The organism is Labrenzia sp. PHM005 (assembly GCF_006517275.1).
GTDB lineage: Bacteria > Pseudomonadota > Alphaproteobacteria > Rhizobiales > Stappiaceae > Roseibium.
This window is the reverse complement of the sequence record NZ_CP041191.1, coordinates 1,008,196-1,034,000: the sequence shown is the minus strand read 5'-3', so window position 1 is coordinate 1,034,000 and position 25,805 is coordinate 1,008,196. Positions and strand designations below refer to the sequence as shown.

Here is a 25,805-nt window from a genome sequence, read left to right as displayed (position 1 = left end):
TTCCCGGATTTTCTTAAGAGTTTGGCTTTTCAGAACCGTCATTCCAGGGGCTGATCCGCGGTTGACCGGCCTCATTTCCGTTTCCCGAGCTGTTTTGGGCTTCGGTCCAATCTTCTGCATCGAGATCCACAACATGATCATCCGGCCGCCGGTGCATGCTGCTGCCCTCCATGATGACAACATTGGAACGAGCAATAATGAATTGCGCCAAAGCCTCCCGGATAGGGGGAATAAAAAGCAGTAGGCCAATGGCATCGGTCACAAATCCCGGGATCAGCAAAAGAATGCTGGCCAAAACGATCATTGCGCCTTGCATCACCTCATTGCCCGGCGCGCGGCCACCGTCCAGTTCCTGCTGCATGCGCATCAAAAGTGACAAGCCCTGATGACGCAGCATGATCGTGCCCGCCATAGCAGTGAGCACGGTCAGCAGAATCGTCGGCAAAACACCTAGGATTTCGCCAATCCAAATAAAAACAGAGATTTCGATCAGCGGCAGGAGAATAATTCCTGCTATGATATAAAGTCCCACGGAAGCTCCATCGTCTGCTAGGGTGGTGAACAACTCGGTTTCATACGTGAAGGTAGACATTGTGTCACAAAAATGCGAGCTGGCAGTCGCAATGAATGTGCACTAGTCCCAATTTCGGTCTTGCTCTTGGGTCTGGATGCTGATTGAAGAACCTCCTACATAGGAAGTTTAAGACCCAAGCGTTGAACGCGGGCCTTGCGAAACAAGTCGGGGGCGGCTTTGCAGCCCTTGAAAGGGTAGCCGGAACAGAAGATGAATGAAATTTTTGATCCCCTAAATCTACTGCTCTTGGGACTTGCGGTCTTTATTTTGTTTCGACTGCGCTCTGTCCTGGGAAAGCGCACCGGCGAGGAGCGCCCGCCGTTTGATCCTTATTCCAAGCCCGAACAGCCGAACGGGCAGGCCAATGGCCAGGACAATGTCATTCCATTGCCGAACCAAGGCCAGCAGTCCCCAGATGACTATGATGATATGGGCGCGGCCCGCCAGGAAGAAGATGGTGAAGTCATCATCGACAAAGTGGCTCCGGCCGGGACTGCCCTCAACAGCGCGCTGAAGCAGATCCTTTCTGCTGACCGCAGCTTTGAACCGGAGCCCTTCATTCAAGGGGCTAAAGCCGCTTATGAAATGATCGTCATGGCTTTTGCCGATGGTGACAAAAAGGCTCTCAAGAACCTGCTGTCGCGCGATGTGTATGATGGGTTTAGCGCCGCCATTGATGACCGGGTTAAGCGAGGGGAAACCATCGAATCCACCTTCGTCGGTATCGACAAGGCGGAAATAGTTGAAGCGGCCCTGAAAGGCACTACGGCTCAGGTGACGGTTAAGATCCACAGCCAGCTGATTTCCGCGACCCGCGACAAAGGCGGCGAGGTGGTCGACGGCGATCCGGCCAAGGTCACGGAAGTTATCGACATCTGGACTTTTGCACGCGACACCGCGTCGCGGGATCCGAACTGGAAACTGGTCGCGACCGAATCCGCAGAGTAAATCCGTGAGATATCCGGCTGGCGTCTCCGGGAAACCGCAGCCGTCCGGCGTGGCAAGATGTATGAAGGGCGCGGCTTTGGCCGCGTCTCTTTTTGTTGCAGGACCTGTAATTGCAATGGCGCAAAGCCCGCTTCAATCAGATGATCTGACCCCGGTCCGGTTTGCAGATCTTGCCGGTTGGGCCAAGGACGATCATCAGGCGGCACTTGCTGCTTTTTTAAGGTTTTGCGGGCCGGATGCCCGGGCGGTTGATTCCAAAGATCTTTTCCGGTTGAACCAGGAAAAAAAACAGATCCTGTGTGCAGCGGCGCATGAGGCCACCGACGCCCGTATCTTTTTCGAAAATCACTTCGAGCCTTTTCAAATCCGCCAAAATGGCTTTGTCACCGGATACTTCGAACCGGAAGTTTCTGCATCCCGGGAAAAGACTGGCCGATTTTCCGTTCCGCTGCTTCAAAAGCCGGATGGCTTGGTTCATGTGCCAGAGAAAGAACAGCCCAAAGGCTGGCCCAAACATCTCAGCCATGGCCGTTTGTTTGAAGGAACATTGAACGAAATGCCGGACCGGGCGGCCATCATGGACGGCGCTCTGGTCGATGAAGCCCTGGAATTGGTCTGGCTAAACCCCATTGATGCTTATTTCATCCACGTTCAAGGGTCGGCCCGGCTCAAACTGACGGACGGCAGCACCATGCGGGTCGGCTATGCCGGTAAAACCGGCCATCCTTATTCCGGGATTGCCAAGCTTCTCGTCCAAAGAGGCGAAGGCACACCGGAAGACTTTACGATGTCGGGCCTGCGGCACTGGCTGGAAGAGAATCCAGATAAACGCGACGCTCTGTTCAAGGAAAACCGGTCGTACATCTTTTTCCGGGAGGTCACGGAAACCGGCCCAGACCTTGGCCCCATTGGCGCCGCCAGCCTACCGCTTGTCCCTGGTCGCAGCCTCGCGATTGACGACAGTTCACTGCCATATGGAATGCCGGTTTTCGTCAGTGCTGGTTTTGAGGATCCGGACGCACCTGACCTGTCATTTCAGCGCCTGATGCTTGCCGATGACACAGGCTCAGCGATCAAAGGCCACGGCCGTGGCGATGTCTTTATCGGTTCAGGTGAGGCTGCAGGCCGGATCGCCGGAGAAATCCGTCACAAAGCCGTCTTTACGGTGTTGGTACCCAAATCGGCTGCCGCATCGCTTAAAGGCCGGGCGGACTGACCAAATGAGCAAGCGCGGCAAAAAAGGTGTTCTCTCACCCGAAGATCGGGACCTCTGGGGCAAAGTCACCCGGACAACAACACCGCTAGATGCTGAGCGGGCCAAGGCGCAAATGGAAGACCTGCTCCACACAGTTGATGATGCGCCTCAGGAGACTGGAAAGAGCATTAAGACGGCAACCGCCATTCATCCACCGGAGCCGCTCAAGCCGAAAGCTCCGCCGCCGCTGCATCAGCTCGAATACCGATACCGGAAAAAACTGGTGCGTGGGGTCAAACAGATCGATGCCCGCATTGACCTTCATGGCCTGACCCAAAACAGGGCTCATGACCGCTTGCGCGGTTTTTTGTATGAAGCCCAGGCCCGCGGTCACAAATTGATCCTTGTGATCACTGGCAAGGGCGGCGGTCCGGGTTATGCCTATATGGACGAACGCGGTGTTTTGCGCAGAATGGTGCCGCAATGGCTGGCGATGCCGGATGTGCGCCACCTTGTTGCTGGGTATGAAGAAGCTCATGTGCGCCACGGCGGTTCGGGTGCGCTGTATGTGCGGATAAGAAAACGGCGGTGAAAACGTGACACCTCTTGGAGCCAAAATCCGCGAACTTCGAACCAAACGAGGCGTTTCCTTAAAGGAAATGGCTGCGGCTCTCTCCGTGTCGAGCGCTTATCTGTCCGCTTTAGAACACGGCAAACGCGGTAAACCGACCTGGTTTTTGGTTCAACGGATTATTGCCTATTTCAACGTGATTTGGGACGAAGCGGAAGAGATCCAGCGGCTGGCCGAACTGTCTGACCCGAGAATTACCATCGATACTGCCGGGATGAGCCCAAAGGCCACGGAATTGGCCAATCAGCTTGCCTTAAAAATCGGCGGATTGTCCGATGAATCTCTGAACGCGCTTTTGCATCAATTGCGCGTTGCGGCGGTAAAAGATGACATTTGAAGCATGGCTATCCATGCCTGTAAGAGTTTACATGTCCTTATGATCGGCGCTTTATAACCCGCAGCATGGCCGAATTGCCTCACTGAACGAAAGACTTTGACCGGTATGAAATCCACTCAAGACGCTCTCGCCGGATTGATTGATGCGGACGGCCTTAGAAACCGGTTGACCGCTCTCACCGCAGCCACAGACGGGGATGGGTCCGATTCAAAGGTGCGCATGGCAGTGCTCAGTGAACTGAAGTCCGTCGTCAAGGACAGCCGGAAGATTGCCGAAGAGCGGCTTGGAGAAGACGGTGGCGGACTTTTGTGTGCCCGGCGCCTATCCCACATCCAGGATGAGTTGATCCGGGTGATTTATGATTTCGCCCTCTATCATGTTTATCGGATTACAAACCCGTCTGCGGCGGAACGCATGTCCGTGGTGGCGGTCGGCGGATATGGCCGCGGCACGCTGGCGCCGGGTTCAGACATCGATCTTCTGTTTGTGCTGCCTTACAAACAAACCCCCTGGGGCGAACAGGTTGTTGAGTATATCCTCTACATGCTCTGGGACCTCGGTTTCAAAGTCGGCCACGCGACCCGCAACATCGATGAATGTATCCGCTTGTCAAAGTCGGATATGACGATCCGGACCGCCATTCTGGAAGCTCGCTACATCTGGGGTGACAAGCCGCTCTTTGATGAACTGATCAAACGCTATGACAAGGAAGTGGTCGAGGGCACCAGCTCTGAGTTCATTGCGGCCAAACTGAAAGAACGGGACGAGCGCCATCAGCGCCAGGGAACGTCGCGGTATCTGGTTGAACCAAACATCAAGGAAGGCAAGGGAGGCCTACGCGATCTCAACACCCTCTTTTGGATCGCCAAATACCACTACCAGGTTTCCAGCCAGTCTGAATTGGTGAAGATCGGTGTCTTGAACCGGGCCGAAAAATCCCGTTTCAAAATGGCAGAGGATTTCCTCTGGGCCGTGCGCTGTCACCTGCATTTCTTGACCAACCGCCCGGAAGAACGGCTGTCCTTTGATGTCCAGCGGGAGATCGCGGTTCGGCTTGGCTATACCCAGCATCCGGGTATGAAGGATGTCGAACGCTTCATGAAGCACTACTTCCTGGTCGCTAAGGAAGTTGGGGATCTGACCCGGATCCTGTGCGCGGCCTTGGAAGACGAGCATGTTAAAGATCCGCGTGGACGTGGATTTTCAGGCATCATGCGCCGCCTGAGGGTTGGCCGCTCGGAACATGCGCCAAAGCCGGTCAAAGGCGCATCGGGTTTCACCGTAGAAAACAACCGGCTGAGCGTCACTGCCGATACGATTTTCGAGAAAGACCCCGTCAACATCCTGCGTGTGTTCCAGCTGGCGGACAAACACGACTACAAGATGCATCCACGCCTGACACGGCTCATCCGGCATTCGCTTAAGCTGGTCAACAACGATCTGCGCAACGACCCGGAAGCCAACCGCTTGTTCCTGTCGGTGCTCACCTCGCGCAACACACCGGAAAAGATCTTGCGCAAGATGAACGAAACCGGCGTACTTGGCCGGTTTGTGCCCGAATTCGGCAAGGTTGTCGCAATGATGCAGTTCAACATGTATCACCACTACACAGTGGATGAGCATTTGATCCGCTCAATTGGCGTCCTGTCTGAAATTGAGCGTGGCGATTCCGGCGAAGATCACCCCCTCTCGACCGAGTTGATCCGCTCTTTGCAGAACCGCAAGCTGCTTTATGTGACGATGTTCTTGCATGACATTGCCAAAGGCAGGCCGGAAGATCACTCCATCGCTGGAGCCAAAGTGGCGCGCAAGCTGTGCCCGCGCTTCGGCCTGAACAGTGCGGAAACCGAAACTGTTGCCTGGCTGATTGAACACCATCTCGACATGAGCACGATTGCACAGTCTCGCGATTTGTCCGACCGCAAGGCGATCCAGGACTTTGCCAATACCGTGCAGTCTCACGAGCGGTTGAAACTGCTGCTGATCCTAACCGTGGCCGACATCCGAGCCGTCGGACCCGGCGTCTTCAATGGCTGGAAAGGCCAATTGTTGCGCACGCTCTATTATGCCGCTGAGCCGCATTTAACCGGCGGTCATTCAAAAATGTCCCATGGCCAGGCCATTGAACAGGCCAAGGAAGAACTGGTCGCCAAACTGGATCACTGGCCGGAAAAAAGCCGGAAAAGCTACCTCAAACGCCACTATCCAGCCTATTGGCTGCGAACCGAACATGACCGGCTTGTTGCGCATGCCGAATTGCTGCACGAGGCCGATCAAAAGGGCGAACAACTGTCGTTCAATGTGACCCCACGGTCTTTTGAGGGCGTTACCGAACTGACGATCATGGCGCCGGACCACCCGCGTCTTCTGTCGGTGATTGCCGGGGCCTGTTACTCGACAGGTGCCAACATTGTCGATGCCCAGATCGACACCACCACCGACGGGTTTGCTCTCGATACGATTTTCATCGGCCGCGAGTTGCCAGATGATGAGGATGAACGGCGCCGCGGTGAGCGCATAGCCGGATTGATTGAAAAAACCTTGCGGGGTGAGGAACGTATACCGGAGCCCGTGGCCAAGAAGAGCTCCGTAAAAGGCCGGATGAGAGCCTTCAAGGTTGCCAGCGAAGTTTTGCTCAACAACACGCTATCAGATGATTATACGGTTCTTGAGATTTCCGGTCTGGATCGCCCAGGTCTTCTCTATGACCTCACCCGTTCGATCGCGACGCTCAATCTCAACATCGGCTCAGCTCATATTTCGACATTCGGCGAAAAGGTTGTCGATGTGTTTTATGTGACTGATCTGACGGGTCAGAAAATCGCCAATATTGGCCGCCAGGAAATCATCCGCGAACGGCTATGCGCAGCTGTGGACGGTGTTGTCGAGCTGGATCCGGCAGCGCCCGTTGCGCGCAAACTCCGCCGACAAGCATCTTAAATCCCGCCAAGATCTGAACACCCTGGAGCCTTGCAGGCATGAACCTGGTTCGAAATTTTGCGACAGTCGGCGGGGCCACTTTGATGAGCCGCGTCCTTGGTTTTGTCCGCGATGTGCTCTTGGCTGCTGCAGTCGGTGCCGGACCAGTCGCCGACGCCTTTGTTGTGGCGTTCCGTTTGCCCAATTTGTTCCGCCGGCTTTTTGCCGAAGGGGCTTTCAACTCCGCGTTCATTCCGCTCTTCGGACGGACCGTCGAAGAGGAAGGTGAAGAGGGCGCCCGCCGTTTTGCCGGGGAAATCGGCGCTGCACTTCTATTCTGCCTTTTGGCCCTCACGGCGCTGGCTCAAATCTTTATGCCATTTGTTGTGTGGGGATTGGCACCGGGGTTCGCGTCGGATCCGGAGAAATTCGATCTGACGGTTTTGATGTCCCGGATCGCCTTTCCTTATCTGATCTTCATGTCTTTGCTCGCCTTTATCGGCGGCATTTTGAACACTTATCAGCGTTTTGCAGCAGCGGCCTTCGCCCCTGTGATGCTGAATGTCGTGATGGGGCTGGTGCTTGGAGGAGTTCTTTATTTTGGTGTCGAGGACAGCACGACACTCGGCGTAATCCTCACAATTGGCATCACAGTGGGTGGGATTGTTCAGCTCACTGTTGTCGTCATTGATCTGAAGCGCCTTGGTTTTAAAATTCCAGTTTACCGGCCCCGCTACACCAAATCGGCCAAACGCCTGCTCGCCCTTGGCATTCCAGGCGTTGTTGCCGGAGGTGTCACCCAGATCAACATCGCTGTTGGCCAGATTATCGCGTCGTTACAGGAAGGCGCCAATGCGCTGCTTTATTATGCCGACCGGCTTTATCAGCTGCCCCTCGGTGTGATCGGCATAGCCATTGGTGTCGTTCTTCTTCCGAGCCTGACCCGGCAACTCCGATCTGGTGAAACGACTGCCTATCAAAAAACTCTCAACCGGTCCTTAGAGTTTTCCTTGGTGCTGACCTTGCCTGCTGCTGTTGCGCTGGCGGTCATTCCCCACGAGATCGTCTCGGTTCTCTTCCAGCGGGTCCGGTTCGATGAAACTGCTGTTGAGGGAACAGCAGCGGCCCTGATGGCGTTCTCGATCGGGCTGCCCGCCTTTGTGCTCAACAAAGTGTTTTCACCTGGGTATTTCGCTCGCGAAGACACCAAGACCCCCATGAAATTCGCGGCCGTCGGCATGATTGTGAATGTTTTGTTGTCGGTCGCCTTCTTTCCCTATCTGCAACACGTCGGCATCGCGCTCGCCACCACGCTAGCCGGCTGGGTGAACACGGGGCTGCTGATCATCGTATTATGGAAACGGGGTCACTTTGCCCCGGATGTCACAGTTCTGAAAAAGCTGGCTCTAGTGTTACTGGCAAGCCTTTTAATGGGCGTCGTCATCCATTTTGCAGCTGACATCCTGGCGCCATACCTGAGCAACGGCTGGCTTCTGTTGCGTGTTGTCAGTCTCGGGCTTCTCGTTCTAACCGGGATTCTAACGTTCGCGCTCTTTGCCCAGGTAAGTGGCGGCAGCGATCTGATTGGCCTCGCTAAATCGTTGAAGCGGCGCAACACCTAAGACGCAAACGCAACACATTCACTCTTCTTCGCTTGCATCAATGCACAGTCGGGCCTAAACCCGTCGCGCCCAAACACTCACAGCGCCCTTCCAACCGGCCGCACCAATAAGGGAACAAAAATGACGGCGTTCCAGCCCCGTGTCTTTTCAGGCGTTCAGCCGACTGGCAATCTCCACCTTGGCAACTACCTTGGCGCCGTTTCGCGCTGGGTTCCGCTGCAGGACCAGATGCCGGCGATTTTCTGTGTCGTGGATTCGCATGCGATCACAGCCGGATTTCCGGATCCGGACGAGCTGGCCAGTGCCACTCGCGAAGTGACCGCTGCCTATATAGCCGCAGGGATTGATCCGAAAAAATCGATCATCTTCAACCAGTCGCAGGTTCGCGAGCACATGGAGCTTGCCTGGATTTTCAACTGCGTCGCCCGCATGGGCTGGCTCAGCCGGATGACACAGTTCAAAGAAAAGGCTGGCAAGAACCGGGAAAACGCGTCTGTTGGTCTGTTCGCCTATCCAAACCTGATGGCCGCTGACATTCTGGCCTACCGGGCCACCCATGTTCCGGTTGGTGACGATCAGAAACAGCATCTGGAACTGACGCGCGACATCGCCACGAAGTTCAATCATGACTTTGGGGATCGGATTAAAGATCTTGGCATCGGTATTCCGAACCCGACGCCGTCGCCGGAATTGCCGGACGAATTGTACTTCCCGATCACTGAGCCGATGATTGCCGGCCCGGCGACCCGGATCATGTCTTTGCGGGATGGCACAAAAAAAATGTCCAAGTCCGATCCGTCGGACCTGTCGCGCATTAATCTGAAAGACGATGCGGATGCCATCGCCAAGAAGATCAAGAAGGCCAAAACCGATCCGGACGCATTGCCGAGCGAAACCGGCGGTCTGGAAGGACGCCCGGAAGCCGACAATCTGGTTGGCATTTATGCGGCTCTGAATGGAACAGGCAAAGAAGAGGTTCTGAAAGAGTTTGGCGGTCAGCAGTTCTCCGCCTTCAAACCGGCTCTTTCCGACCTTGCAGTTGCCAAACTGGCTCCAATGACTGATGAAATGCGCCGCCTGACCAGCGATCCGGCACAGATCGATCAGGTTTTGAAAGAGGGCGCAGAAAACGCGTCTGCGATTGCCGAGCCGGTCTTGAAGGACGTTCGGAAAATCATCGGTTTTCTCGACGTCCGCTGAATAAGATACGCAATGAAAAAGGCCGGGCTCCAAAACAGGAGCCCGGCCTTTTTATCTAGACTTTAGACAGGATCAGTAGGAACACGCTTCCAGTGTGATGCCGTAAGGCAGCTTGGTGGTTTCATCGCCGCAAGCCCCAAGAATCCGGTCCTGATCCAAATTGTAAGCGCCGGTCAGATCAGCTCCTTTCAGCCGGGTTCTGCGCAAAAGCGCACCCTCGAAATTTACATTTGTCAGATTGGCGCCAGCCAGATTGCTGCTCACCAGCCGAACGCCGGAAAGGTCTGCGCCGGAAAAATCGGCATTGATCGCTTTTGCCCGATCCAGCTTAACGTTACGCATCCGCGCATTGCGGAAATTGGCGTTCAACAGATCAACACGCTCCAGATTTGCGCCATCCATTTTGGCGCCCTCGAAGGAGACATTTTGAGCAATCGCTCTGATCAGTGTGACATTGCGCAAGTCGGCGCCAGTTAAATCTGCGCCTGTTAGCTGCGCTGCATTCAAATCTGCATCACGCAAATCCGCATCTTCAAATGTCGCGCTCGTTAAATTGGCTTTCTCCAGATCCACAGCCCGCATGGCTGCATCTGTAAAGTCGCTCGAGGAAAAATCAGCCCGCTCGGCCTCAGTCCGCCGGAGATCTGCACCTCTGAAGTTGGAGTTTGGGACTTTAGCTTCTTTCAGATCGACTTCCCGCAGTTTTGCGCCTTTGAAGTCTGCTTCTTTAAGTGAGAACCCGCGCATCTCTGCCAGATTTAGATTACAGCCCGGACAACCGCCCTTTACCATCATTTCCGATGCGCGCGGATCCATGTCAGAGGCCCAGGCAGATCCAGCAACAGCCAGAACAGCAACACTTCCCGCAAAACATTTTGAAACCAGATGTGTCATTCCAGATCCTTTATCCGCGTTCCTTAAGACATAAGCACGCTCAACCGCAGTTGAAGGGCCACAATCCAGCAGATACTCGGAAAAGTCTAAAATTACGGCAATAAGATCAAGGGAATTTAATGCGCGTTGGGCGAAAGGGAAGAAACAGGCGGGGTCGCAAGTGCCTGCTTCTTCCATCTTTCAGATCGCTGACGACGCACTACCTGACAATCAGCGTGCCCTATATGGAGCAAAAGCCTTGCCAATTGGTTTTCAGCCCATTCGGCGCAAGATATAGATTCGGACGCATAACCGAGCACAAGATGCTGAAATTGTTTAGAGATTGTTCAGATGTGCTGCATTGCAATTTGCGAGGCGGCGTGCAAACAGCCTTAATGGCCGGTTAATCCCCGGCCGTGGCGAAAAGGTTCTTCACGAGATTTCCTCGCGTAGATCGATGGTCGACCGTACACCGATGTCATCAAAGTGCCGGTCGAGCCAATCTTTGGCCGTTTGGCGTCCGACATCGCGCAAATGTGTCAAAAACTCCCATTCCGCGTTCATTTTGGACGATGCCTGGAGCGGTTTCAGTTCATCAGCTGCAATCCGGTGCAAATGCACTTTGGTGTATTCGTTCTGATCGAGTTTACCGTCTTCGATCAGCCGGGTGACGAAATCAATCGCCCGCAATTCCCGAAGGAGTGTGGAATTGAAGGTGATTTCATTCAGACGGTTGACGATTTCCCGGGCCGTACGCGGTACTTCGCGGCGCTCGATCGGATTGATTTGAATAAGCACCACATCCGGCGTGCCGGTCTCGTAAAACAAAGGATAGAGCGGCGGGTTGCCCATATATCCGCCGTCCCAATAAGGTTCACCGTCAATCTCAACAGCCTGATAGAGCTGCGGCAGACAAGCCGAGGCCATCACCGCGTCGAGCGTCACTTCTTTTTCACTGAACACCCGGATTTTGCCGGTAAAGACATTGGTCGCAGCAATAAAGAGTTTGAGGCCGGAGCAACAATGCACCTTGTCGAAGTGCACCATCCGAGCGACCACATCCCGCAATGGATTGTAGTTGAGCGGATTGAATTCATACGGCGATGCAAACCGGGACAGCACATCGAAATAAAGATAGCTCGGCGAGTAATCGAGGCTCCAATGCCCCAGAAGCACATCCAACGGTGAGCGCTGTATGGGGCTATGGCGCGCTTCATCGCTGACTTCGCGCCAGAAGGTTTCCAAATGCTGCCGCGCGCCGTCTTCGCCGCCCGATTCAAGACCGCTGGCCAAAACGACCGCATTCATTGCGCCTGCAGATGTGCCGGTAATGCCGTCCAGCACAAAGCGGCTGTCCTCTAGAAACCAATCGAGCACACCCCAGGTGAAGGCACCGTGAGCACCTCCACCTTGAAGGGCCAGATTGATTTTCTTTGGGTCTGACATGGGTCAACCGGCTCCTGCGGGCAACATTTAGGTCGAATACTTACTGCGCCGTCCAGCCACCATCGATCGGCAAAACCGAGCCGGTGATGGAAGAGGCAGTGTCCGAACACAGAAACGCTGCATATCCGGCGACTTGTTCGATAGACACGAACTGTTTGGTCGGCTGAGCTTTCAGCATCACGTCCTTCTTGACCTCTTCCTCGGTCATGTTGCGTGCTTTCATGGTGTCCGGGATCTGCGCTTCAACAAGCGGTGTCCAGACGTATCCTGGGCAGATCGCGTTGACCGTGATGCCCTGTTCGGCGACTTCCAGCGCAACGGTTTTGGTGAGGCCGGCAATACCATGTTTGGCGGCCACATAGGCTGATTTGTAGGGTGAGGCGACCAATGCATGCGCGGAGGCAGTGTTGATAATCCGGCCCCAGCCTTTTTCCTTCATACCCGGCAAAGCCGCGCGGATTGCGTGAAAAGCGGAAGACAGGTTGATCGCAATGATCGCGTCCCATTTGTCGATCGGAAATTCGTCAACCGGAGACACGTGCTGGATGCCGGCGTTGTTGACCAGAATATCTACCGAACCGAAGTCTTTCCGGGCATCATTGATCATGCCAGCGATCTCGTCTCCCTTGAGCATATTCGCAGGCGAGTAGACACATTTGACACCAAAATCAGCTTCAATCGCCGCCCGGGTCTTTTCGATTTCATCCGCATCGCCAAGGCCGTTGATGACAACATTGGCGCCTTGCTCGGCAAAAGCGCGGGCACAGCCGAGACCAATCCCGGATGTAGACCCTGTTACGACGGCGGTTTTGTTGGCGAGCATCATGAAATCCTCCGGAAATTGATTGAAATGTGCTGGCGGGACTTTTGACCAGTTTTCACCGCACTGCAACATGAGAATGTGCGTTAAGGCCCCAATCGGGGCAATACAGGATCAACTGGGCGTCAGATCCGTTTGAATTACACGTCAGCGCCGGCGCACCCGCCGTGCACCCGCCAAGGCTTTGCGCGCCCGGGAGCGGTTCCGGACCTCAGCTGCGCTCCGGGTCTCCTCAAACTGCTGGAGATCTTCGGCCTTCAATCCAATGCGTGTGGCAAACCGTTCGCGGATCAGGCCGTAAAAAGTGGCATGCAGACTGGAGAACACCCACACAAGGATCAACATGGTGCCCATGGGAAAGACCGCTGATCTGATCTGCTGCCAGAGCGCATCGGCCGCAAGAACCATTTCTGTGAGGTTCAGAAACAGCGCCCATGCGCCGACCAGAACTGCAGCCAGCAGGCTCATGACCAGCGCCGCAAAGGCCATCGCCCAACCCAGGCCGTTGGTGGCCCGCCAGCTTTCCTTGAAGGTGAGAGGGTCATCAACCGCTGCGGCCGGGAGGACAAGCGAGAATTTCTGCATCACCATCAAGGCAATGAAAGGGGCGGCCAGAAATGCCAGGAGACCGAACCCACCGGTTACCGCAGCCAGCATCGTCGCGAGGATCGCCAATGGGACCAAGGACAGCCCGCCAATCAGGTTCAACACGATCTGGTTGATGATGACTTTGAACGTCCTTGGCCCGACATAGAGGGGGAAATCCCGGGCATCGATCAAGATCCGGCGCACAAAGGCAATCGCAATGGAAAAACCGACCAGAAGATTGGCAAATCCGGCAAGTGCCCGCAGCGCACCTTCATCAACAGTTTCAACTGGTTCGGTCATATAGGAGATGGTCTTGAAGCCCTCCTCCGGCATTAGAGACGAGCCAATCGAGAAATTGAGTGCCACCAGGACAAGAATGTAGGCCCAGCCAGTTTTGAACAGTGTCGCCACATTGTGCTGCGCTAAAGCCAGCGACCGTTCCAACACTGTAATGAACATCTCGTACCCCCGAATTGCCGGTTCTTACTCAAGATAGTCAGTCACACGGAAACTGCTAGGCCTGAGCTATTGTTGCTTCACGCTCCATTGCAATCCGGAAACCGCTTGTGAGAACTGAGATACTCAACACCATTAGAATGATCTGTGAGAGCACATTCAAAATCAGGACCTTCAATTGGATCAGAACAACCGGTAGACCGCCTTCTGACAGTTCCAAAAGATAAGCCAATGCTTCGCCGATCAGTGCAAACGGAAGCGACAGCAAAAAAATCGCACAAAACATCCGCCACCCCAGCCCTGCACTCATCTGGTAGGCATCGCCCAGTCCAATGTCGTGATCAACCGCCGTGGCCGGCAAAATAAGTGAGAACCGAAGAAAAACCGGCAATCCAACGATCAAAAAAATGATTGCCAACACCCCGGTCACTGAGGCTGACCCTGTCAGCGCATGAAATATCCCGAGTACAAGCCCGCAAGCCAGCATCATCAAGGTCAGCATCAGGGACTTCAGAATAAAGCGGGCTTCTAGTGGCCCCAATTTGAGATGAATTGAGCCTGGGTATTCACTGAGAAGGCCGAACCTATGCCAGGCAACAGCAATGCTGGCAGAGGCCGCCAAGGACACAATCAGAATTGGTATCAATCCGAAAACAAATGCCGCTGTTCCTTGGAGCCCCAAGGCAGCTACAGCCCCAAAGACGATCATCTGAACGACGAACCAGGCGCCGCAAACCTTGAAGACGGTTTCGAGATTACCAAAGACAAGAGCGACGCTGTCACCCAGCAAACGTTTCAACATGTGTTCTGAGCCTTATTCAGATATCTGGTGTGCAATCAGCCGCCACTACCTGCACTCGTCATAAGTGCCTGGCAAACCTGACGCAAGGCTGGCCATTGCTTGATCGATATGGCAAAGCCGCCCGCTGCCATTGCCCTTTTTCAGAAGAGCCCCTATTGATGCGCTGGAAATTCAAGGGTCGCTTCCACATATGGGAGCTTAAGATAGATAACCGGTCAAATCCGCCATGATTGATGATTTCGCAAAACAACTGCCCCGCCGCAAATCCGTGGGCGTGAAGGTTGGTTCCGTCATGGTGGGCGGTGATGCGCCGATCGTCGTTCAATCCATGACCAACACCGACACGGCGGATGCCGATGCAACGGTTGCGCAGGTGTCTGCCCTTGCGCGGGCCGGATCCGAAGTCGTTCGTATCACGGTCGACCGAGCCGAAGCGGCCGCCCAAGTGCCTTACATCAAGGAACGGCTGGAGCGGATCGGGGTGACCGTGCCGCTGGTCGGCGACTTTCACTATATCGGCCACAAGCTGCTCACCGATTATCCGGACTGCGCTGCAGCCCTCGATAAATACCGGATCAATCCGGGTAATGTCGGCTTCAAGGCCAAACGCGACACGCAATTTTCCCAAATCATCGATATCGCGCAAAAACACGACAAAGCTGTGCGCATCGGCGTTAATTGGGGCTCTCTGGATCAGGAACTTCTGACCAAACTGATGGATGAAAACGCAGAGAGCGCCACGCCTGTCTCCGCCAGCGCGGTCATGCGCGAAGCCATCATCCAGTCCGGTTTGCTGTCTGCGCAGCGCGCCGAAGACCTTGGCATGGGCCGGGACAAGATCATCCTGTCCGCAAAAGTCAGCCAGGTGCAGGATCTGATCGCCGTATATGCAGATCTCGCCCGCCGTTGTGACTACGCGCTTCACCTCGGCCTCACCGAAGCCGGTATGGGAACCAAAGGCATCGTCTCTTCCGCGGCGTCCATGGGCATCTTACTGCAGCAGGGCATTGGCGATACCATCCGCGTGTCTTTGACCCCGGAACCAGGCGGTGACCGCACCCGGGAAGTGCACGTGGCCCAGGAACTTCTTCAAGTCATGGGGTTCCGAGCCTTTGTACCGGTGGTGGCTGCCTGTCCGGGCTGCGGTCGGACGACTTCCACTGTCTTCCAGGAACTGGCACAAGACATTCAGGATCACATCCGCGACTCCATGCCGAAATGGCGGGAGCAGTATCCGGGTGTTGAAGCCCTGAACGTCGCGGTCATGGGCTGTATCGTCAACGGACCGGGTGAATCCAAACATGCCGACATCGGCATTTCCCTGCCTGGCACTGGCGAAACACCGTCCGCACCTGTTTTCATTGACGGCGAAAAGGCCACCACCTTGCGCGGTGAGGGCATCGCGGATGACTTCAAGCAGATGGTTCTCGATTACATCGAAAAACGCTATGGCACTGGCAAAACGTCCACGCCGGACGCGGCCGAATGATTTAGTCCGAAAGAGATTGCTATGATGCAGCCGCATGGCGGATCCGAGCCTGTGAAAAAGCCGATCCTCGTCATTACTTCGCAAGTGGTGCGCGGCGGAATTTCTGGCCGGGGGCTGACCTTTGCGCTGGAGCGGATCGGCCATGTTGTCTGGTTCCTGCCCACCATCCTGTTGCCCTGGCATCCCGGCCACGGAATGGCAACGCGCATTGTTCCGCCGACAGCAGATTTTGACGCGATTGCTGAAGATTTAACTACTTCCGGCAAACTTGGCCAGCTCGGCGGGATCATAACCGGGTATCTCGGAGCCCCGGAGCAGGCCAATGCCATTGCCAAACTGGTCAAGGCTGTGAAGGCGGTTAATCCGGACGCGCCGTATTTGTGCGATCCGGTTCTTGGGGATCATACGAGCGCTTCAGGCGGCGGGCTTTATGTGCCTAAGGCCACTGCACAGGCGATCCGGGATGATCTTGTGCCGCTGGCAGATATCGTCACACCCAATGCCTTCGAGCTTGGCTGGTTGACCGGCCGGGAGGTGACCAGTGAGCTGGAGACCCTATCGGCAGCCCGCTCTCTGGGCAACGAACGGGTGCTGGTGACGTCGTCCCCCGCGCTGCGGCGTAATGCGATCGCCAATTTGCTGGTAGGGTCGAAGGGTGCCGTTGCTGCCGAACATGCCGCCATTCCCAATCCACCTCACGGAACGGGCGATCTGATGGCCGGGTTGTTCCTCGCCGGACACCTTGCAGGTTTGGACGATGAGGAAGCCCTGAAACGCGCTTCCGCATCTGTCTTTGAGCTGGTCGCAAGAAGCGTCAAAAAAGGTGCGGATGAATTGCTGTTTGCAGAAGAACAGCAGTCGGTGGTGCAGGCTCTGGCCTTGGTCAACACACGCCGGGTGATGGAAGCAAGGGCTCGTGCCTGAGGGCGCGCCAATTTGGGTTGCCGGGGTCGACGGCTGTAAGGCTGGTTGGATCGCTGTTCTACGGAACTTGAATGATGCTGAAAACCTGAAACTCCGCCTCTTCTCGGAGTTTTCTGATCTGCTGAGGTATCAGCCCGAGCTCAAGATCATTGCCGTCGATATGCCGATCGGCTTGCCCGATATGCTCGGGCCCAATGGGCGCGGTGCGGAAAAAGCGGTCCGCAAACATCTCGGTATGCGTCAGTCTTCGGTGTTCTCGGTGCCATCGCGTACTTCGGTGTATGAAACGGACTACCAAGCCTCTTGCGCAATCTCACTCCGCACGTCCCAGCCGCCCCGGAAAGTCTCCAAGCAGTGCTTTTATCTGTTCCCCAAAATCCGGGAAATCGACGCTTTGATGACGCCGGAGCTTGAAAGCCGCATCTATGAAGTTCATCCAGAACTGGCCTTCTGGCGGCTCAACGGCGAAGCCGAGATGAGCTTGCCGAAGAAGGTAAAGAGCCGGGCCAATCCTGACGGTCTCGACCAGCGCCGGGATCTTCTGGTCTCCAAAGGCCTGCCGAAGGATTTTCTAAATCAAAAACCACCCAAAGGCTGTGGCCGCGACGATCTTCTGGATGCCGCCGCCAACAGCCTGATTGCCGAACGGATCTTGCTTGGTGAGGCCAGACCCTTCCCGGCAAACTATCTGCGCGACGGCAAGGGACTCCGCATGGCGATCTGGGCGTGAAGTCCTAAACCCCGCAAAAATCCTTCCCTTTTTGCAAAAGCCTGTTATAAGGCGCGCCGCTTGCCGTGATGGTGAGCCACCGGTCGCAGCCTACCCGGTGACGGGCGTTTCAACGAACGTCCACAGCGAAAACAAGGGACCAAACGTTGAAAACACTTGTCATCTGTTCCGGCGGAATGGATTCCGTCACCCTTGCGCACAAGGTTGCGCAAGAAAACGAGCTGATCGGCCTCCTTTCCTTCGACTATGGCCAGCGCCACAAGAAGGAACTGGATTATGCGAAATCCTGTGCCGAAACGCTCAACACCGAACATATCCTGATCGATATCTCCGATATCGGCCGCCAGCTCTCCGGCTCGGCGCTCACCGATGATATCGATGTGCCCGATGGGCACTACGCCGAAGACACCATGAAGATCACCGTTGTGCCGAACCGCAACGCGATCATGCTGACCATTGCCTATGGCATTGCTTCGGCCCGGGGTGCAGAAGCTGTCGCAACGGCTGTCCATGGCGGCGATCATTTCATCTACCCGGATTGCCGACCGGCCTTCACCGAGAGCTTTGAAGTCATGCAACGCCATGCGTTGGAAGGCATGGGCGAGATCAAGCTCTACACGCCGTATGTGCATCTCAGCAAAGCTGATATAGCCGCCGAGGGCGCGCGGCTCGGCGTGGACCACACCAAATCCTGGTCTTGCTACAAGGGCGGCGAGATCCATTGCGGGCGATGCGGCACCTGTGTCGAACGGCGGGAAGCCTTCCATCTGGCCAAGGTCGACGATCCGACCACCTATGCGGATCCCGATTTCTGGAAGGGAGCATGTGATGTTTAGGATCACCAAGGAGTTTCACTTCTCCGCGTCCCATCAGCTCATGGGCCTGCCTGACGATCACCCCTGCGCCCGGTTCCACGGACACAACTACATTGTTGAAGTGGAACTGATGTCGGAAGAGCTGAACCAAGTGGGTTTTGTGCGCGACTATAACGAGCTGAAAGCGCTGAAAACCTACATCGATGACACGCTCGATCACCGGCATCTTAACGACGTTTTGGGGGATGACTGTGTAACCGCCGAACGGATAGCCAAACACCTCTTTGACTGGTGTGCGGCAAAATGGGCCGAAACGACTGCGGTCCGTGTTCGGGAAACCCCAAAAACTTGCGCCGAATACCGGCCAATTTCCTACGTTCCTGTGGAGGCTTGGTCATGACCATCGGCACCATCCGCATCAATGAAATCTTCGGCCCGACGATCCAGGGTGAGGGCACCCTGATCGGTCAGCCAACCATTTTTGTGCGCACTGGCGGTTGCGATTACCGCTGTACCTGGTGCGATACGCTGCACGCCGTCGACAGCGCCTACCGGGACGAATGGCACCCGATGACACCGCAGGCGATCTTGATGCAAATCGACATCCTGAGCGGCGGCAAACCGCTGATGATATCGCTCTCCGGCGGCAATCCGGCGATCCAGCCGCTTGGTTCCTTGATTGAACTGGGCAAGCGGGACGGCTACCGGTTTGCTCTAGAAACCCAGGGCAGCATCGCCAAGGACTGGTTTGCGGCACTCGATGTCCTGACATTGAGCCCCAAACCGCCGTCCAGCGGCATGGAGACCGATTGGCAAAAACTTGCGGAATGTGTTGAGGCGGCTGGCCCTGAAACACAGACAGTGCTGAAAACCGTGATCTTCGATGACGCGGACTATGCCTATGCCCGGGATCTGGCAACCCGTTATCCCGAGCTGCCGCTCTACCTGCAGCCCGGCAATCACACGCCGCCAAGCCCGACAGCAACCGATGATCCGATCGACATCAACGGCATCATGGAGCGCATGCGCTGGCTGATAGACAAGGTCTCCAGCGACCGCTGGTTCACCCCGACGGTTCTGCCGCAGCTCCACACCCTGATCTGGGGCAACTTGAGAGGCGTTTGAGATGAGCAACAACAGTATTTACGAAAATCTCACCCAGCTCGGCGCATCCACCGAGCTGCCCGATGATCCGGACACGGCGGTTCTTGAAAAAGTTCCGAACCCGCAGGCTGGCACCAAATACATGGTCCGCTTTGTTGCGCCGGAATTCACGTCCCTGTGCCCGATCACGGGCGCGCCTGATTTTGCCCACCTTGTGATCGATTATGTGCCGAATGCGTTTCTGGTTGAAAGCAAATCGCTGAAGCTGTTCCTCGGCTCCTTCCGCAACCACGGCGCCTTCCACGAAGACTGCACCGTCTCCATCGGCAAACGCCTGGTTGATCTGCTCGATCCGGAATGGCTGCGGATTGGCGGTTACTGGTTCCCGCGCGGCGGCATCCCGATCGACGTTTTTTATCAGACCGGACCAGCTCCGGAAGGCGTCTGGATCCCCGAGCAGGGCGTTCAGCCATACCGGGGGCGTGGATAATCAAAAGCTGCCCTTAGGGAAATAGAGCGGGTGTGTTAGCGTTTTCTCAGGCCTATCTGGTTTGGGAGAATTTCATGCGCCCGCTTCGACTCTTTTTTGCCGCAACACTTATTCTATCTGCAACAACCGCCGTCCATGCCAAGTGCGGCAACAGTTCCGCCGGTTTTAACGAATGGCGCGATAACCTAATCACCAATTCTCAGCGGTATGGTATCAAGGCGAGAGTGGCCAAATCGGCACTGAGCGGCGTGACTTACAATTCCAAGGTCATCCGCCTTGATCGCAACCAAAAGTCTTTCAAGCTGAGCTTCAAACAATTCTACGCCAAGCGGGTCAACAACGCGATGATCCGGCGTGGTCAGAAACTGGGCCAAACCTATGGCCGGATTTTCCGGCGGATTGAAAAACAGTTTGGTGTACCGGCTCCGGTCATTCTGGCGATCTGGGGTCTTGAAACCAATTATGGCGGTTACATCGGCAATATGTCGGTGATGCGCTCGCTGGCAACCCTTGCCTACGATTGCCGCCGGTCACAGTTCTTCTCAAATGAATTGATCGCGGCCCTTCATATCGTTCAGCGCGGTGACATGAAGCCGTCTGAAATGCGCGGAGCCTGGGCTGGAGAAATCGGGCAGACGCAGTTTCTGGCCTCATCCTATATGAAATACGCCATCGACTATGACGGCAACGGCCGTCGGGATCTCATCCGCTCCGTGCCCGACGTGCTTGGCTCTACTGCCAACTACCTAGCCAAAAAAGGTTGGCGCCGCGGACAAAGCTGGGGGCCGGGTACGGCGAACTACAATGTTTTGAAGAAATGGAACAAGGCAAGTGTGTACGTTCAAACCATTTCGGTGATGGCCGAAAAAATCGGCAACTGACTTCCTTCAGGACTTGGAAAGGGACAGCGATGCCCGCACTTGATACGCCTCTATGTGATTTCGGCTGGAAGGCCCCTGACTTCACTCTCAAGGATCCGCAAGGAACGGCGATCACCATGTCGGACCAAGCCGGGGAGAAAGGCCTTTTGATAGCCTTCATCTGCAATCATTGCCCCTATGTCAAAGCAATTGCCGGGCGGCTGGCCAGCGACGCCAAAGCTTTGCAGGCGGACGGGTTTGGAGTTCTGGCTGTCATGTCCAATGATTACCGGGCATCCCCAGACGACAGCCCTGAAAACATGGTCCGCTTCGCTGCGGAACATGACTTTTCTTTTCCCTATCTGATCGACGAGGACCAGAGTGTCGCCAAGGCTTATGGTGCGGTATGCACCCCAGACTTTTTCGGGTTAAACGCCGAAGGTGAGTTGCAATACCGGGGGCGTCTGGATGATGCCCGCATGGGAGATGCGTCAAATCGGTCGCCTGAGCTTCTGACCGCCATGCGTTTGATCGGCGAGACGGGAAATGGACCGAAGGACCAAATCCCGTCCATGGGATGCTCGATCAAGTGGGCCTGAGATTCATTGAGGCGAGCCAATCACCAAATCATCGACCAACGCCTTTATCGTCGCCACAAGATCTTCTGATTTCTGTCCATTCAAAGCAGCTGGGTGCGGATCAGAAAACCGACCGGAATCATTGTCAAAGTAGCTTCCCGACCGTCCGGCAAACTCTTCTGACAAGGCGGCCCGCACCAGAATATCCGCGCCTATCCCGATATCATTGCCGGAGACGCCAAATCCTTCCTTGACCATCTTGGTTGCAAGCAAAGATCCCGGATTAATGGCCAGAACATCCGGGCCATTGGAACCAAGTTCTTTTGCAAGTTCTCTCGTCCACATGGTGATGGCGAGTTTGCTCTGTGCATAGGCTTCCATATCGGCAACCTGACGGCGGCCTGAAAGCGCATCAAGATTCACTGGGGCTTGGGCTGCGGACGACAAGTTTATGATCCGCCCGCAAGAAGACATCAGCGGCAGCAGTTTTCTCGTTAACAAATATGGCGCAATCGTATTGACCACAAAACGTACATCCATACCGTTATCGGTCAATGGCTGATTGGTGCGATAAACGCCTGCATTGTTGATCAGGACATCCAGCTGGTCGTTCCGGCTGGCGATTTCCCCCGCGAGGACGCCGACCTGTGCCAGATCTGAAAGATCAGCCACATATGTTTCGATGGGGCCTGCGTCAGACAAAGCGCTCAGATCCTTGTCAACCTTTGCTAATTTGTCTGAATTGCGCCCATGAAGGAGCACCTTATGACCACCGGCAACGAGTAGCCTGGCAGTTTCAAGTCCGATCCCATCGGTGGCACCGGTTATGAGAATAGTTTTTTGCATGGGGATCCTCATGACTGAAAATCGGGCAGCAATTCATCCGCCAATCGTTTCAAGGTGGTTTCGGTATCTGCCTGGTTAAAACGCAGGTTGAGACCAACATGGTTTACACCAACCGCCTCAACGGACTTCAGATAGGCCCGAAGAGCGTGTATTCCAGCGCTGAAACCAAGGTGAATTGGCCGCGCGGGCGCATCAGGGTTGTCTTGCAGATCAACATACAGAGGCTGCATCACTGGTTTGTCCGGCTCGCAGGAGGCTTCGATCCGTGCTCTATACGCTTCAATTGCTTCGGCTTGTTGCCGAATGTTGCGGGGATAAGTCATCCAACCGTCAGCATTTTGCGCAATCCAATCCGGATCTTGCTGACTGCCGCCAGTTACCAGCATCGGCAATTGCCCGGCTACAGGCTTAGGCAACATATCAATATCGCCGCCAGGTGTACCGAACCTGTTTTCAAAGCTGGGCGCATGCTCTCCCATCCTGCGGATGTAATCGTAGCTTTCCCGAAAGGCCGCCCCGCGGTCTGTGAATGGAACGTTGAGTGCCGGAAACTCTTCCGGCCGGTCACCAGATGCAATGCCCAACAACATCCGGCCGCCTGACAGCACATCGGCGCTCGCCGCCGCTTTTGCGACATGAGCTGGATGGCGCAGCGGCAAAATGATGCTGGCGACGCCCAATGCGATCCGATCCGTCGCAGCGGCCAAGTACCCAAGATAGACGAACGGATCAAAGCACTGCCCTGCATCGCCAAAAGACGGCACATTAAACGGCACATCGCGAAGCCAGATGGCAGCGAATCCGAGCCGCTCGGCCAGCCGGACGCGTTCAAGATGCATTGTCATGCTTGGAACCGGGTTCATCCCGTAGTTCTCAATCGGCAAAACCAGACCAAGGCTCAAGCGGTTCGCTTTAAACACTTGATTATAAGCCGTGTTCAGAGATCGAAATCCGCGGTCATGGGTCGTCTTCAGCATGATTTGCACCCAGCTATGATGGAACAGTTGAGATCTCAGGCGAGATCGTCTTTTCCTTCGATCAAATAATGGAAGCTTTTTGATCCGTTTGTCCGCGCTTCCAAGTGTGGCACGTATTCAGGATCGTTCATGAAGGCGAGGGCGGCCGCCCGGGACGGCCATTCAAGAATGATCCGCAACGCCGCAGGATCTTCTGTTCCCTCAACTTGTTCATGAGTTGCGGTGCGGGCAAGGTATCTACCGCCATGTTTGGCGACCAATTTGTTCGCTGGGCCGATGTAGTCGGCAACCCATGCATCGGTTGTCGGGGTTACGGCCAAAACGGAATAGAAACTCATATCCATCACCTCCTGAGCGGATTTGTGTTCGGTGAGCTCAAGATATTTCTTTTGATTTTGATATAAACTAGGTATTAATGACTTCAGTATTCTGATTTTCAGGATAATTGGATGGATACTGAGTGCTTGCGCTTGTTTGTACTGGCAGCGGAAAAAAACAATATCAGCGCAGCCGGCAAGGTTTTGGGGTTAGCTCCGTCGATCGCAAGCGCACGCCTTGCCAAACTGGAACGAGCGCTTGGCGCTGATCTCCTGCACCGGTCGACCCGAAAAGTTTCTCTGTCGCAAGAAGGCGCAGAATTTCTGCCCTATGCGAAGGAAATACTGGCCCAGGAGGAGGCTGCCCGGGCGGCGCTTGGCTACGGAAAACCGGATGCGACCGGCACCTTGCGCTTTACCGCTCCCAGCACCTTCGCCCAGCTTTATATTGTGCCTTTGCTGCCAGAATTTCTGGAGCGGTATCCCGGCATTCGCCTCGATCTGCGTTTGTCCGATGCCAAGTATGACTTGATTGAGGGCAGCTTCGATCTCGCCTTGCGCAATGCGCCTATTGAAGACACCAGCCTCAAAGGACGAAAACTGGCCGACGATACCCGGATCCTGTGCGCATCACCCGATTATCTGGCAAAGGCCGGCGTTCCGGAAACACCAACAGACCTTGACCACCACCAACTGATTGGCTTTGGCATCCGCAATTCAAAGCGCTTGCTCGGACCGGACAATGCCGAAGGTGTCTTCGACACACGGGGCAGCAATACCCGCCTGATGATGAACAACGGTCTTAGTCAGAAATTGGCGACCGTTGCCGGCGCTGGTATCTCCGCCAATTCACTTTGGAGTGTGCATCAAGAGCTGAAGTCGGGATTACTTGCCCGGGTCTTGCCGGGCTACATCGTTGATGATCCAACCGTATTGTGGCTGCTCTATCCCAAGTCCAACGTCTTAACCGCAAAGGTGCGGGTTTTCATCGATTTCCTTCTTGAAAAGATCGCCGGTTCGCCAGCATGGCTGGATTAGATTTGTCAGTAACATCAGGGCAGTTTGGTCAACTGTCAGTGACCATCACATGACGCGGATAGTTTGTGAGATAGTCGAAGCCCGTCTCCGTCACGACGATGCTGTCACCAATCCGACCGGCAGATTCGCCTTCTACTGATATGCCGCCGTCAACGGCAAAGGTCATGCCGGGTTTTAGGATTGTTTGATCGCCTGCCTTTAATTCCGGGGCTTCCAGGTAGGCAACACCGATGGAGCGGCCTGTGCGATATCCGGTTACATATCCCCGTTCTGCATAAATCTCATTGGCCGCGGCCGCGACGTCCTGAGCCTGGACCCCTGGCCTGATCGCTGCCAGAGCCGCTTGCTGCGCATCGATCGCTGCTTGTTGAACCCGGACTGCGCCATCGGTGGCTTCTGCAATATGAAACATGCGGTCAAATCCGAGCTTGTACTGCTTGAACTGTGCCATATTGCAAAAACAGAAATACACCGGATTGCCACGCTCATACGCTTTGACCGATGCCCGGCCATGAACCATTGAGGTGTTTTTCCCGCTTTGCAGGATCTGCAGGTCGTGGATCATAGGTGAGATAAACCGCTCCCAACCGCGATCTGTCAGAAACCCTGCCGCTTTCCGTGTGCCCGCCTCGATCACGGCCAGTGCGCTTTCATATTCCCGCGCGCCGGCGTGCAAAGACGCATGCGCTGCGTGCATCATGGCGCCCGCAATTTCACCAGCCTGTTTCATCACCTCAATTTCAAGGGGTGACTTGATCATCCGCTGGACGCCCAAAACCGGCCCAATATCGCGCAGCGGTATCGCCGGAAATTGATCATCGAAAAACGTCCTTACTCGGGCTGGCAAATCCAGCGCCTCCACCCAGATCGCAGGAGGTTTTTCTGGCAGCACATCGGCAAGTGCTTTTGTCCAGCTACGTGATCCAGTGTCTTCCCAGGTACGGACGTCATCTATCCAGGTCATTTCCCGCACCATCTCGTTTTCCATCAGCGGTGTAATGACAATCGGTGTCGCATCAGATGGCACAACAAGCAAAGTCGGGCGGCCGAATTCAATGCCCAGGTACCCCCAGAACCCGGCAAGATAAGCGATAGCACTTTCGGAGGTGAATACGGCGTGGTGAATGCCAAGGTCCGCCATGCGGGATTGAAGAACCGTGGTTCGGGCAACTGCTTCCTCCAGCATTCTGGTATCCTCCAGCGCTACAAGGTCTAGCGACTGGAGG

General features: G+C 55.3%; 27 protein-coding genes. 17 read left to right on the top strand and 10 right to left on the bottom strand.

Annotation, left to right across the window (positions count from 1 at the left end):
• Window positions 1–13: 13 nt before the first annotated feature.
• A complete protein-coding gene (locus FJ695_RS04530) occupies window positions 14–592 on the bottom strand; it encodes an FxsA family protein (protein WP_209010920.1) in 579 nt (192 codons plus the stop codon).
• Window positions 593–784: 192 nt separating this feature from the next.
• Here FJ695_RS04530 and FJ695_RS04525 point away from each other — a divergent pair, with 192 nt between their 5' ends.
• The 7 genes from FJ695_RS04525 to trpS all read left to right on the top strand — a co-directional run bounded on the left by FJ695_RS04525 (window position 785) and on the right by trpS (window position 9,426).
• Window positions 785–1,522 carry a Tim44/TimA family putative adaptor protein gene (locus tag FJ695_RS04525; RefSeq protein ID WP_141184326.1) on the top strand — a complete coding sequence of 246 codons (738 nt, stop codon included), beginning with the start codon at window positions 785–787 and terminating at the stop codon, window positions 1,520–1,522.
• Window positions 1,523–1,526: 4 nt separating this feature from the next.
• Window positions 1,527–2,738 (top strand): murein transglycosylase A, encoded by a 1,212-nt coding sequence (locus tag FJ695_RS04520; RefSeq protein WP_209010919.1) that lies wholly within the window; start codon window positions 1,527–1,529, stop codon window positions 2,736–2,738.
• A gap of 4 nt (window positions 2,739–2,742) precedes the next feature.
• Window positions 2,743–3,309, top strand: a complete 567-nt coding sequence (locus FJ695_RS04515; protein ID WP_141184325.1) for a Smr/MutS family protein — start codon at window positions 2,743–2,745, stop codon at window positions 3,307–3,309.
• A gap of 4 nt (window positions 3,310–3,313) precedes the next feature.
• Entirely contained in the window at window positions 3,314–3,685 is a 372-nt protein-coding gene (locus FJ695_RS04510) for a helix-turn-helix domain-containing protein (protein ID WP_141184324.1), read from the top strand.
• Window positions 3,686–3,790: 105 nt separating this feature from the next.
• A complete protein-coding gene (locus FJ695_RS04505; protein ID WP_141184323.1) occupies window positions 3,791–6,625 on the top strand; it encodes a [protein-PII] uridylyltransferase in 2,835 nt (944 codons plus the stop codon).
• A gap of 38 nt (window positions 6,626–6,663) precedes the next feature.
• Window positions 6,664–8,226, top strand: coding sequence for a murein biosynthesis integral membrane protein MurJ (murJ, locus tag FJ695_RS04500; RefSeq protein WP_141184322.1), 1,563 nt, complete (start codon window positions 6,664–6,666; stop codon window positions 8,224–8,226).
• Between the two features lie 120 nt (window positions 8,227–8,346).
• Window positions 8,347–9,426 carry a tryptophan--tRNA ligase gene (trpS, locus tag FJ695_RS04495; RefSeq protein WP_141184321.1) on the top strand — a complete coding sequence of 360 codons (1,080 nt, stop codon included), beginning with the start codon at window positions 8,347–8,349 and terminating at the stop codon, window positions 9,424–9,426.
• Between the two features lie 72 nt (window positions 9,427–9,498).
• Here trpS and FJ695_RS04490 read toward each other — a convergent pair whose 3' ends face one another.
• The 5 genes from FJ695_RS04490 to FJ695_RS04470 form a co-directional block, all read right to left on the bottom strand.
• Window positions 9,499–10,320: a pentapeptide repeat-containing protein gene (locus FJ695_RS04490; protein WP_141184320.1), complete on the bottom strand. Its 822-nt coding sequence runs from the start codon at window positions 10,318–10,320 to the stop codon at window positions 9,499–9,501.
• A gap of 411 nt (window positions 10,321–10,731) precedes the next feature.
• Complete coding sequence (locus FJ695_RS04485) at window positions 10,732–11,745, bottom strand: patatin-like phospholipase family protein (RefSeq protein ID WP_141184319.1); 1,014 nt, start codon at window positions 11,743–11,745, stop codon at window positions 10,732–10,734.
• 40 nt (window positions 11,746–11,785) lie between these two features.
• Window positions 11,786–12,568, bottom strand: a complete 783-nt coding sequence (locus FJ695_RS04480) for a 3-hydroxybutyrate dehydrogenase (RefSeq protein WP_141188571.1) — start codon at window positions 12,566–12,568, stop codon at window positions 11,786–11,788.
• 144 nt (window positions 12,569–12,712) lie between these two features.
• Window positions 12,713–13,612 carry a 4-hydroxy-3-methylbut-2-en-1-yl diphosphate synthase gene (locus FJ695_RS04475; protein ID WP_141184318.1) on the bottom strand — a complete coding sequence of 300 codons (900 nt, stop codon included), beginning with the start codon at window positions 13,610–13,612 and terminating at the stop codon, window positions 12,713–12,715.
• 55 nt (window positions 13,613–13,667) lie between these two features.
• Window positions 13,668–14,411, bottom strand: coding sequence for a hypothetical protein (locus FJ695_RS04470; protein WP_141184317.1), 744 nt, complete (start codon window positions 14,409–14,411; stop codon window positions 13,668–13,670).
• Window positions 14,412–14,637: 226 nt separating this feature from the next.
• Between FJ695_RS04470 and ispG the strand changes: the two genes are divergently transcribed.
• The 9 genes from ispG to FJ695_RS04425 all read left to right on the top strand — a co-directional run bounded on the left by ispG (window position 14,638) and on the right by FJ695_RS04425 (window position 21,422).
• A complete protein-coding gene (gene ispG, locus FJ695_RS04465; protein ID WP_141184316.1) occupies window positions 14,638–15,900 on the top strand; it encodes a flavodoxin-dependent (E)-4-hydroxy-3-methylbut-2-enyl-diphosphate synthase in 1,263 nt (420 codons plus the stop codon).
• A 21-nt stretch (window positions 15,901–15,921) separates the two neighbouring features.
• Window positions 15,922–16,824 carry a pyridoxal kinase gene (gene pdxY, locus FJ695_RS04460; RefSeq protein ID WP_141184315.1) on the top strand — a complete coding sequence of 301 codons (903 nt, stop codon included), beginning with the start codon at window positions 15,922–15,924 and terminating at the stop codon, window positions 16,822–16,824.
• Entirely contained in the window at window positions 16,817–17,554 is a 738-nt protein-coding gene (locus tag FJ695_RS04455) for a DUF429 domain-containing protein (protein ID WP_141184314.1), read from the top strand. Before pdxY ends, FJ695_RS04455 begins: the two co-directional genes overlap by 8 nt.
• Window positions 17,555–17,700: 146 nt before the next feature.
• Entirely contained in the window at window positions 17,701–18,390 is a 690-nt protein-coding gene (gene queC, locus FJ695_RS04450) for a 7-cyano-7-deazaguanine synthase QueC (RefSeq protein ID WP_141184313.1), read from the top strand.
• Window positions 18,383–18,769, top strand: coding sequence for a 6-carboxytetrahydropterin synthase QueD (gene queD / locus FJ695_RS04445; protein ID WP_141184312.1), 387 nt, complete (start codon window positions 18,383–18,385; stop codon window positions 18,767–18,769). Before queC ends, queD begins: the two co-directional genes overlap by 8 nt.
• Complete coding sequence (gene queE, locus FJ695_RS04440; RefSeq protein WP_141184311.1) at window positions 18,766–19,494, top strand: 7-carboxy-7-deazaguanine synthase QueE; 729 nt, start codon at window positions 18,766–18,768, stop codon at window positions 19,492–19,494. Before queD ends, queE begins: the two co-directional genes overlap by 4 nt.
• Window position 19,495: 1 nt before the next feature.
• Entirely contained in the window at window positions 19,496–19,963 is a 468-nt protein-coding gene (gene queF / locus FJ695_RS04435; protein ID WP_141184310.1) for a preQ(1) synthase, read from the top strand.
• 74 nt (window positions 19,964–20,037) lie between these two features.
• Complete coding sequence (locus tag FJ695_RS04430; RefSeq protein ID WP_141184309.1) at window positions 20,038–20,844, top strand: lytic transglycosylase domain-containing protein; 807 nt, start codon at window positions 20,038–20,040, stop codon at window positions 20,842–20,844.
• A 29-nt stretch (window positions 20,845–20,873) separates the two neighbouring features.
• On the top strand, window positions 20,874–21,422 hold the full coding sequence (locus tag FJ695_RS04425; RefSeq protein ID WP_141184308.1) for a thioredoxin family protein: 549 nt from the start codon (window positions 20,874–20,876) through the stop codon (window positions 21,420–21,422).
• Between the two features lie 3 nt (window positions 21,423–21,425).
• On the opposite strand, the gene FJ695_RS04420 is transcribed toward FJ695_RS04425, so the two are convergent.
• Genes FJ695_RS04420 through FJ695_RS04410 form a run of 3 tightly spaced genes read right to left on the bottom strand, consistent with a single transcriptional unit; the run spans window position 21,426 to window position 23,562 of the window.
• Window positions 21,426–22,247: an SDR family NAD(P)-dependent oxidoreductase gene (locus FJ695_RS04420; protein ID WP_141184307.1), complete on the bottom strand. Its 822-nt coding sequence runs from the start codon at window positions 22,245–22,247 to the stop codon at window positions 21,426–21,428.
• An 8-nt stretch (window positions 22,248–22,255) separates the two neighbouring features.
• A complete protein-coding gene (locus tag FJ695_RS04415; RefSeq protein ID WP_141184306.1) occupies window positions 22,256–23,224 on the bottom strand; it encodes an LLM class oxidoreductase in 969 nt (322 codons plus the stop codon).
• A gap of 35 nt (window positions 23,225–23,259) precedes the next feature.
• Window positions 23,260–23,562, bottom strand: coding sequence for a DUF1330 domain-containing protein (locus tag FJ695_RS04410; protein WP_141184305.1), 303 nt, complete (start codon window positions 23,560–23,562; stop codon window positions 23,260–23,262).
• A gap of 111 nt (window positions 23,563–23,673) precedes the next feature.
• Between FJ695_RS04410 and FJ695_RS04405 the strand changes: the two genes are divergently transcribed.
• Window positions 23,674–24,579: a LysR family transcriptional regulator gene (locus FJ695_RS04405; RefSeq protein WP_141184304.1), complete on the top strand. Its 906-nt coding sequence runs from the start codon at window positions 23,674–23,676 to the stop codon at window positions 24,577–24,579.
• A gap of 28 nt (window positions 24,580–24,607) precedes the next feature.
• Here FJ695_RS04405 and FJ695_RS04400 read toward each other — a convergent pair whose 3' ends face one another.
• Window positions 24,608–25,765, bottom strand: coding sequence for a Xaa-Pro peptidase family protein (locus FJ695_RS04400; protein WP_141184303.1), 1,158 nt, complete (start codon window positions 25,763–25,765; stop codon window positions 24,608–24,610).
• Window positions 25,766–25,805: the final 40 nt, after the last annotated feature.

What these genes read in the sequence shown, in the direction of transcription:
- FJ695_RS04530 (WP_209010920.1), bottom strand. Translation starts at nt 592, where the DNA reads ATGTCTACCTTCACGTATGAAACCGAGTTGTTCACCACCCTAGCAGAC.
- FJ695_RS04525 (WP_141184326.1), top strand. Translation starts at nt 785, where the DNA reads ATGAATGAAATTTTTGATCCCCTAAATCTACTGCTCTTGGGACTTGCG.
- FJ695_RS04515 (WP_141184325.1), top strand. Translation starts at nt 2,743, where the DNA reads ATGAGCAAGCGCGGCAAAAAAGGTGTTCTCTCACCCGAAGATCGGGAC.
- FJ695_RS04505 (WP_141184323.1), top strand. Translation starts at nt 3,791, where the DNA reads ATGAAATCCACTCAAGACGCTCTCGCCGGATTGATTGATGCGGACGGC.
- murJ (WP_141184322.1), top strand. Translation starts at nt 6,664, where the DNA reads ATGAACCTGGTTCGAAATTTTGCGACAGTCGGCGGGGCCACTTTGATG.
- trpS (WP_141184321.1), top strand. Translation starts at nt 8,347, where the DNA reads ATGACGGCGTTCCAGCCCCGTGTCTTTTCAGGCGTTCAGCCGACTGGC.
- FJ695_RS04490 (WP_141184320.1), bottom strand. Translation starts at nt 10,320, where the DNA reads ATGACACATCTGGTTTCAAAATGTTTTGCGGGAAGTGTTGCTGTTCTG.
- FJ695_RS04485 (WP_141184319.1), bottom strand. Translation starts at nt 11,745, where the DNA reads ATGTCAGACCCAAAGAAAATCAATCTGGCCCTTCAAGGTGGAGGTGCT.
- FJ695_RS04480 (WP_141188571.1), bottom strand. Translation starts at nt 12,568, where the DNA reads ATGCTCGCCAACAAAACCGCCGTCGTAACAGGGTCTACATCCGGGATT.
- FJ695_RS04475 (WP_141184318.1), bottom strand. Translation starts at nt 13,612, where the DNA reads ATGTTCATTACAGTGTTGGAACGGTCGCTGGCTTTAGCGCAGCACAAT.
- FJ695_RS04470 (WP_141184317.1), bottom strand. Translation starts at nt 14,411, where the DNA reads ATGTTGAAACGTTTGCTGGGTGACAGCGTCGCTCTTGTCTTTGGTAAT.
- ispG (WP_141184316.1), top strand. Translation starts at nt 14,638, where the DNA reads ATGATTGATGATTTCGCAAAACAACTGCCCCGCCGCAAATCCGTGGGC.
- pdxY (WP_141184315.1), top strand. Translation starts at nt 15,922, where the DNA reads ATGATGCAGCCGCATGGCGGATCCGAGCCTGTGAAAAAGCCGATCCTC.
- queD (WP_141184312.1), top strand. Translation starts at nt 18,383, where the DNA reads ATGTTTAGGATCACCAAGGAGTTTCACTTCTCCGCGTCCCATCAGCTC.
- queE (WP_141184311.1), top strand. Translation starts at nt 18,766, where the DNA reads ATGACCATCGGCACCATCCGCATCAATGAAATCTTCGGCCCGACGATC.
- queF (WP_141184310.1), top strand. Translation starts at nt 19,496, where the DNA reads ATGAGCAACAACAGTATTTACGAAAATCTCACCCAGCTCGGCGCATCC.
- FJ695_RS04430 (WP_141184309.1), top strand. Translation starts at nt 20,038, where the DNA reads ATGCGCCCGCTTCGACTCTTTTTTGCCGCAACACTTATTCTATCTGCA.
- FJ695_RS04425 (WP_141184308.1), top strand. Translation starts at nt 20,874, where the DNA reads ATGCCCGCACTTGATACGCCTCTATGTGATTTCGGCTGGAAGGCCCCT.
- FJ695_RS04420 (WP_141184307.1), bottom strand. Translation starts at nt 22,247, where the DNA reads ATGCAAAAAACTATTCTCATAACCGGTGCCACCGATGGGATCGGACTT.
- FJ695_RS04415 (WP_141184306.1), bottom strand. Translation starts at nt 23,224, where the DNA reads ATGCTGAAGACGACCCATGACCGCGGATTTCGATCTCTGAACACGGCT.
- FJ695_RS04410 (WP_141184305.1), bottom strand. Translation starts at nt 23,562, where the DNA reads ATGAGTTTCTATTCCGTTTTGGCCGTAACCCCGACAACCGATGCATGG.
- FJ695_RS04405 (WP_141184304.1), top strand. Translation starts at nt 23,674, where the DNA reads ATGGATACTGAGTGCTTGCGCTTGTTTGTACTGGCAGCGGAAAAAAAC.
- FJ695_RS04400 (WP_141184303.1), bottom strand. Translation starts at nt 25,765, where the DNA reads ATGCTGGAGGAAGCAGTTGCCCGAACCACGGTTCTTCAATCCCGCATG.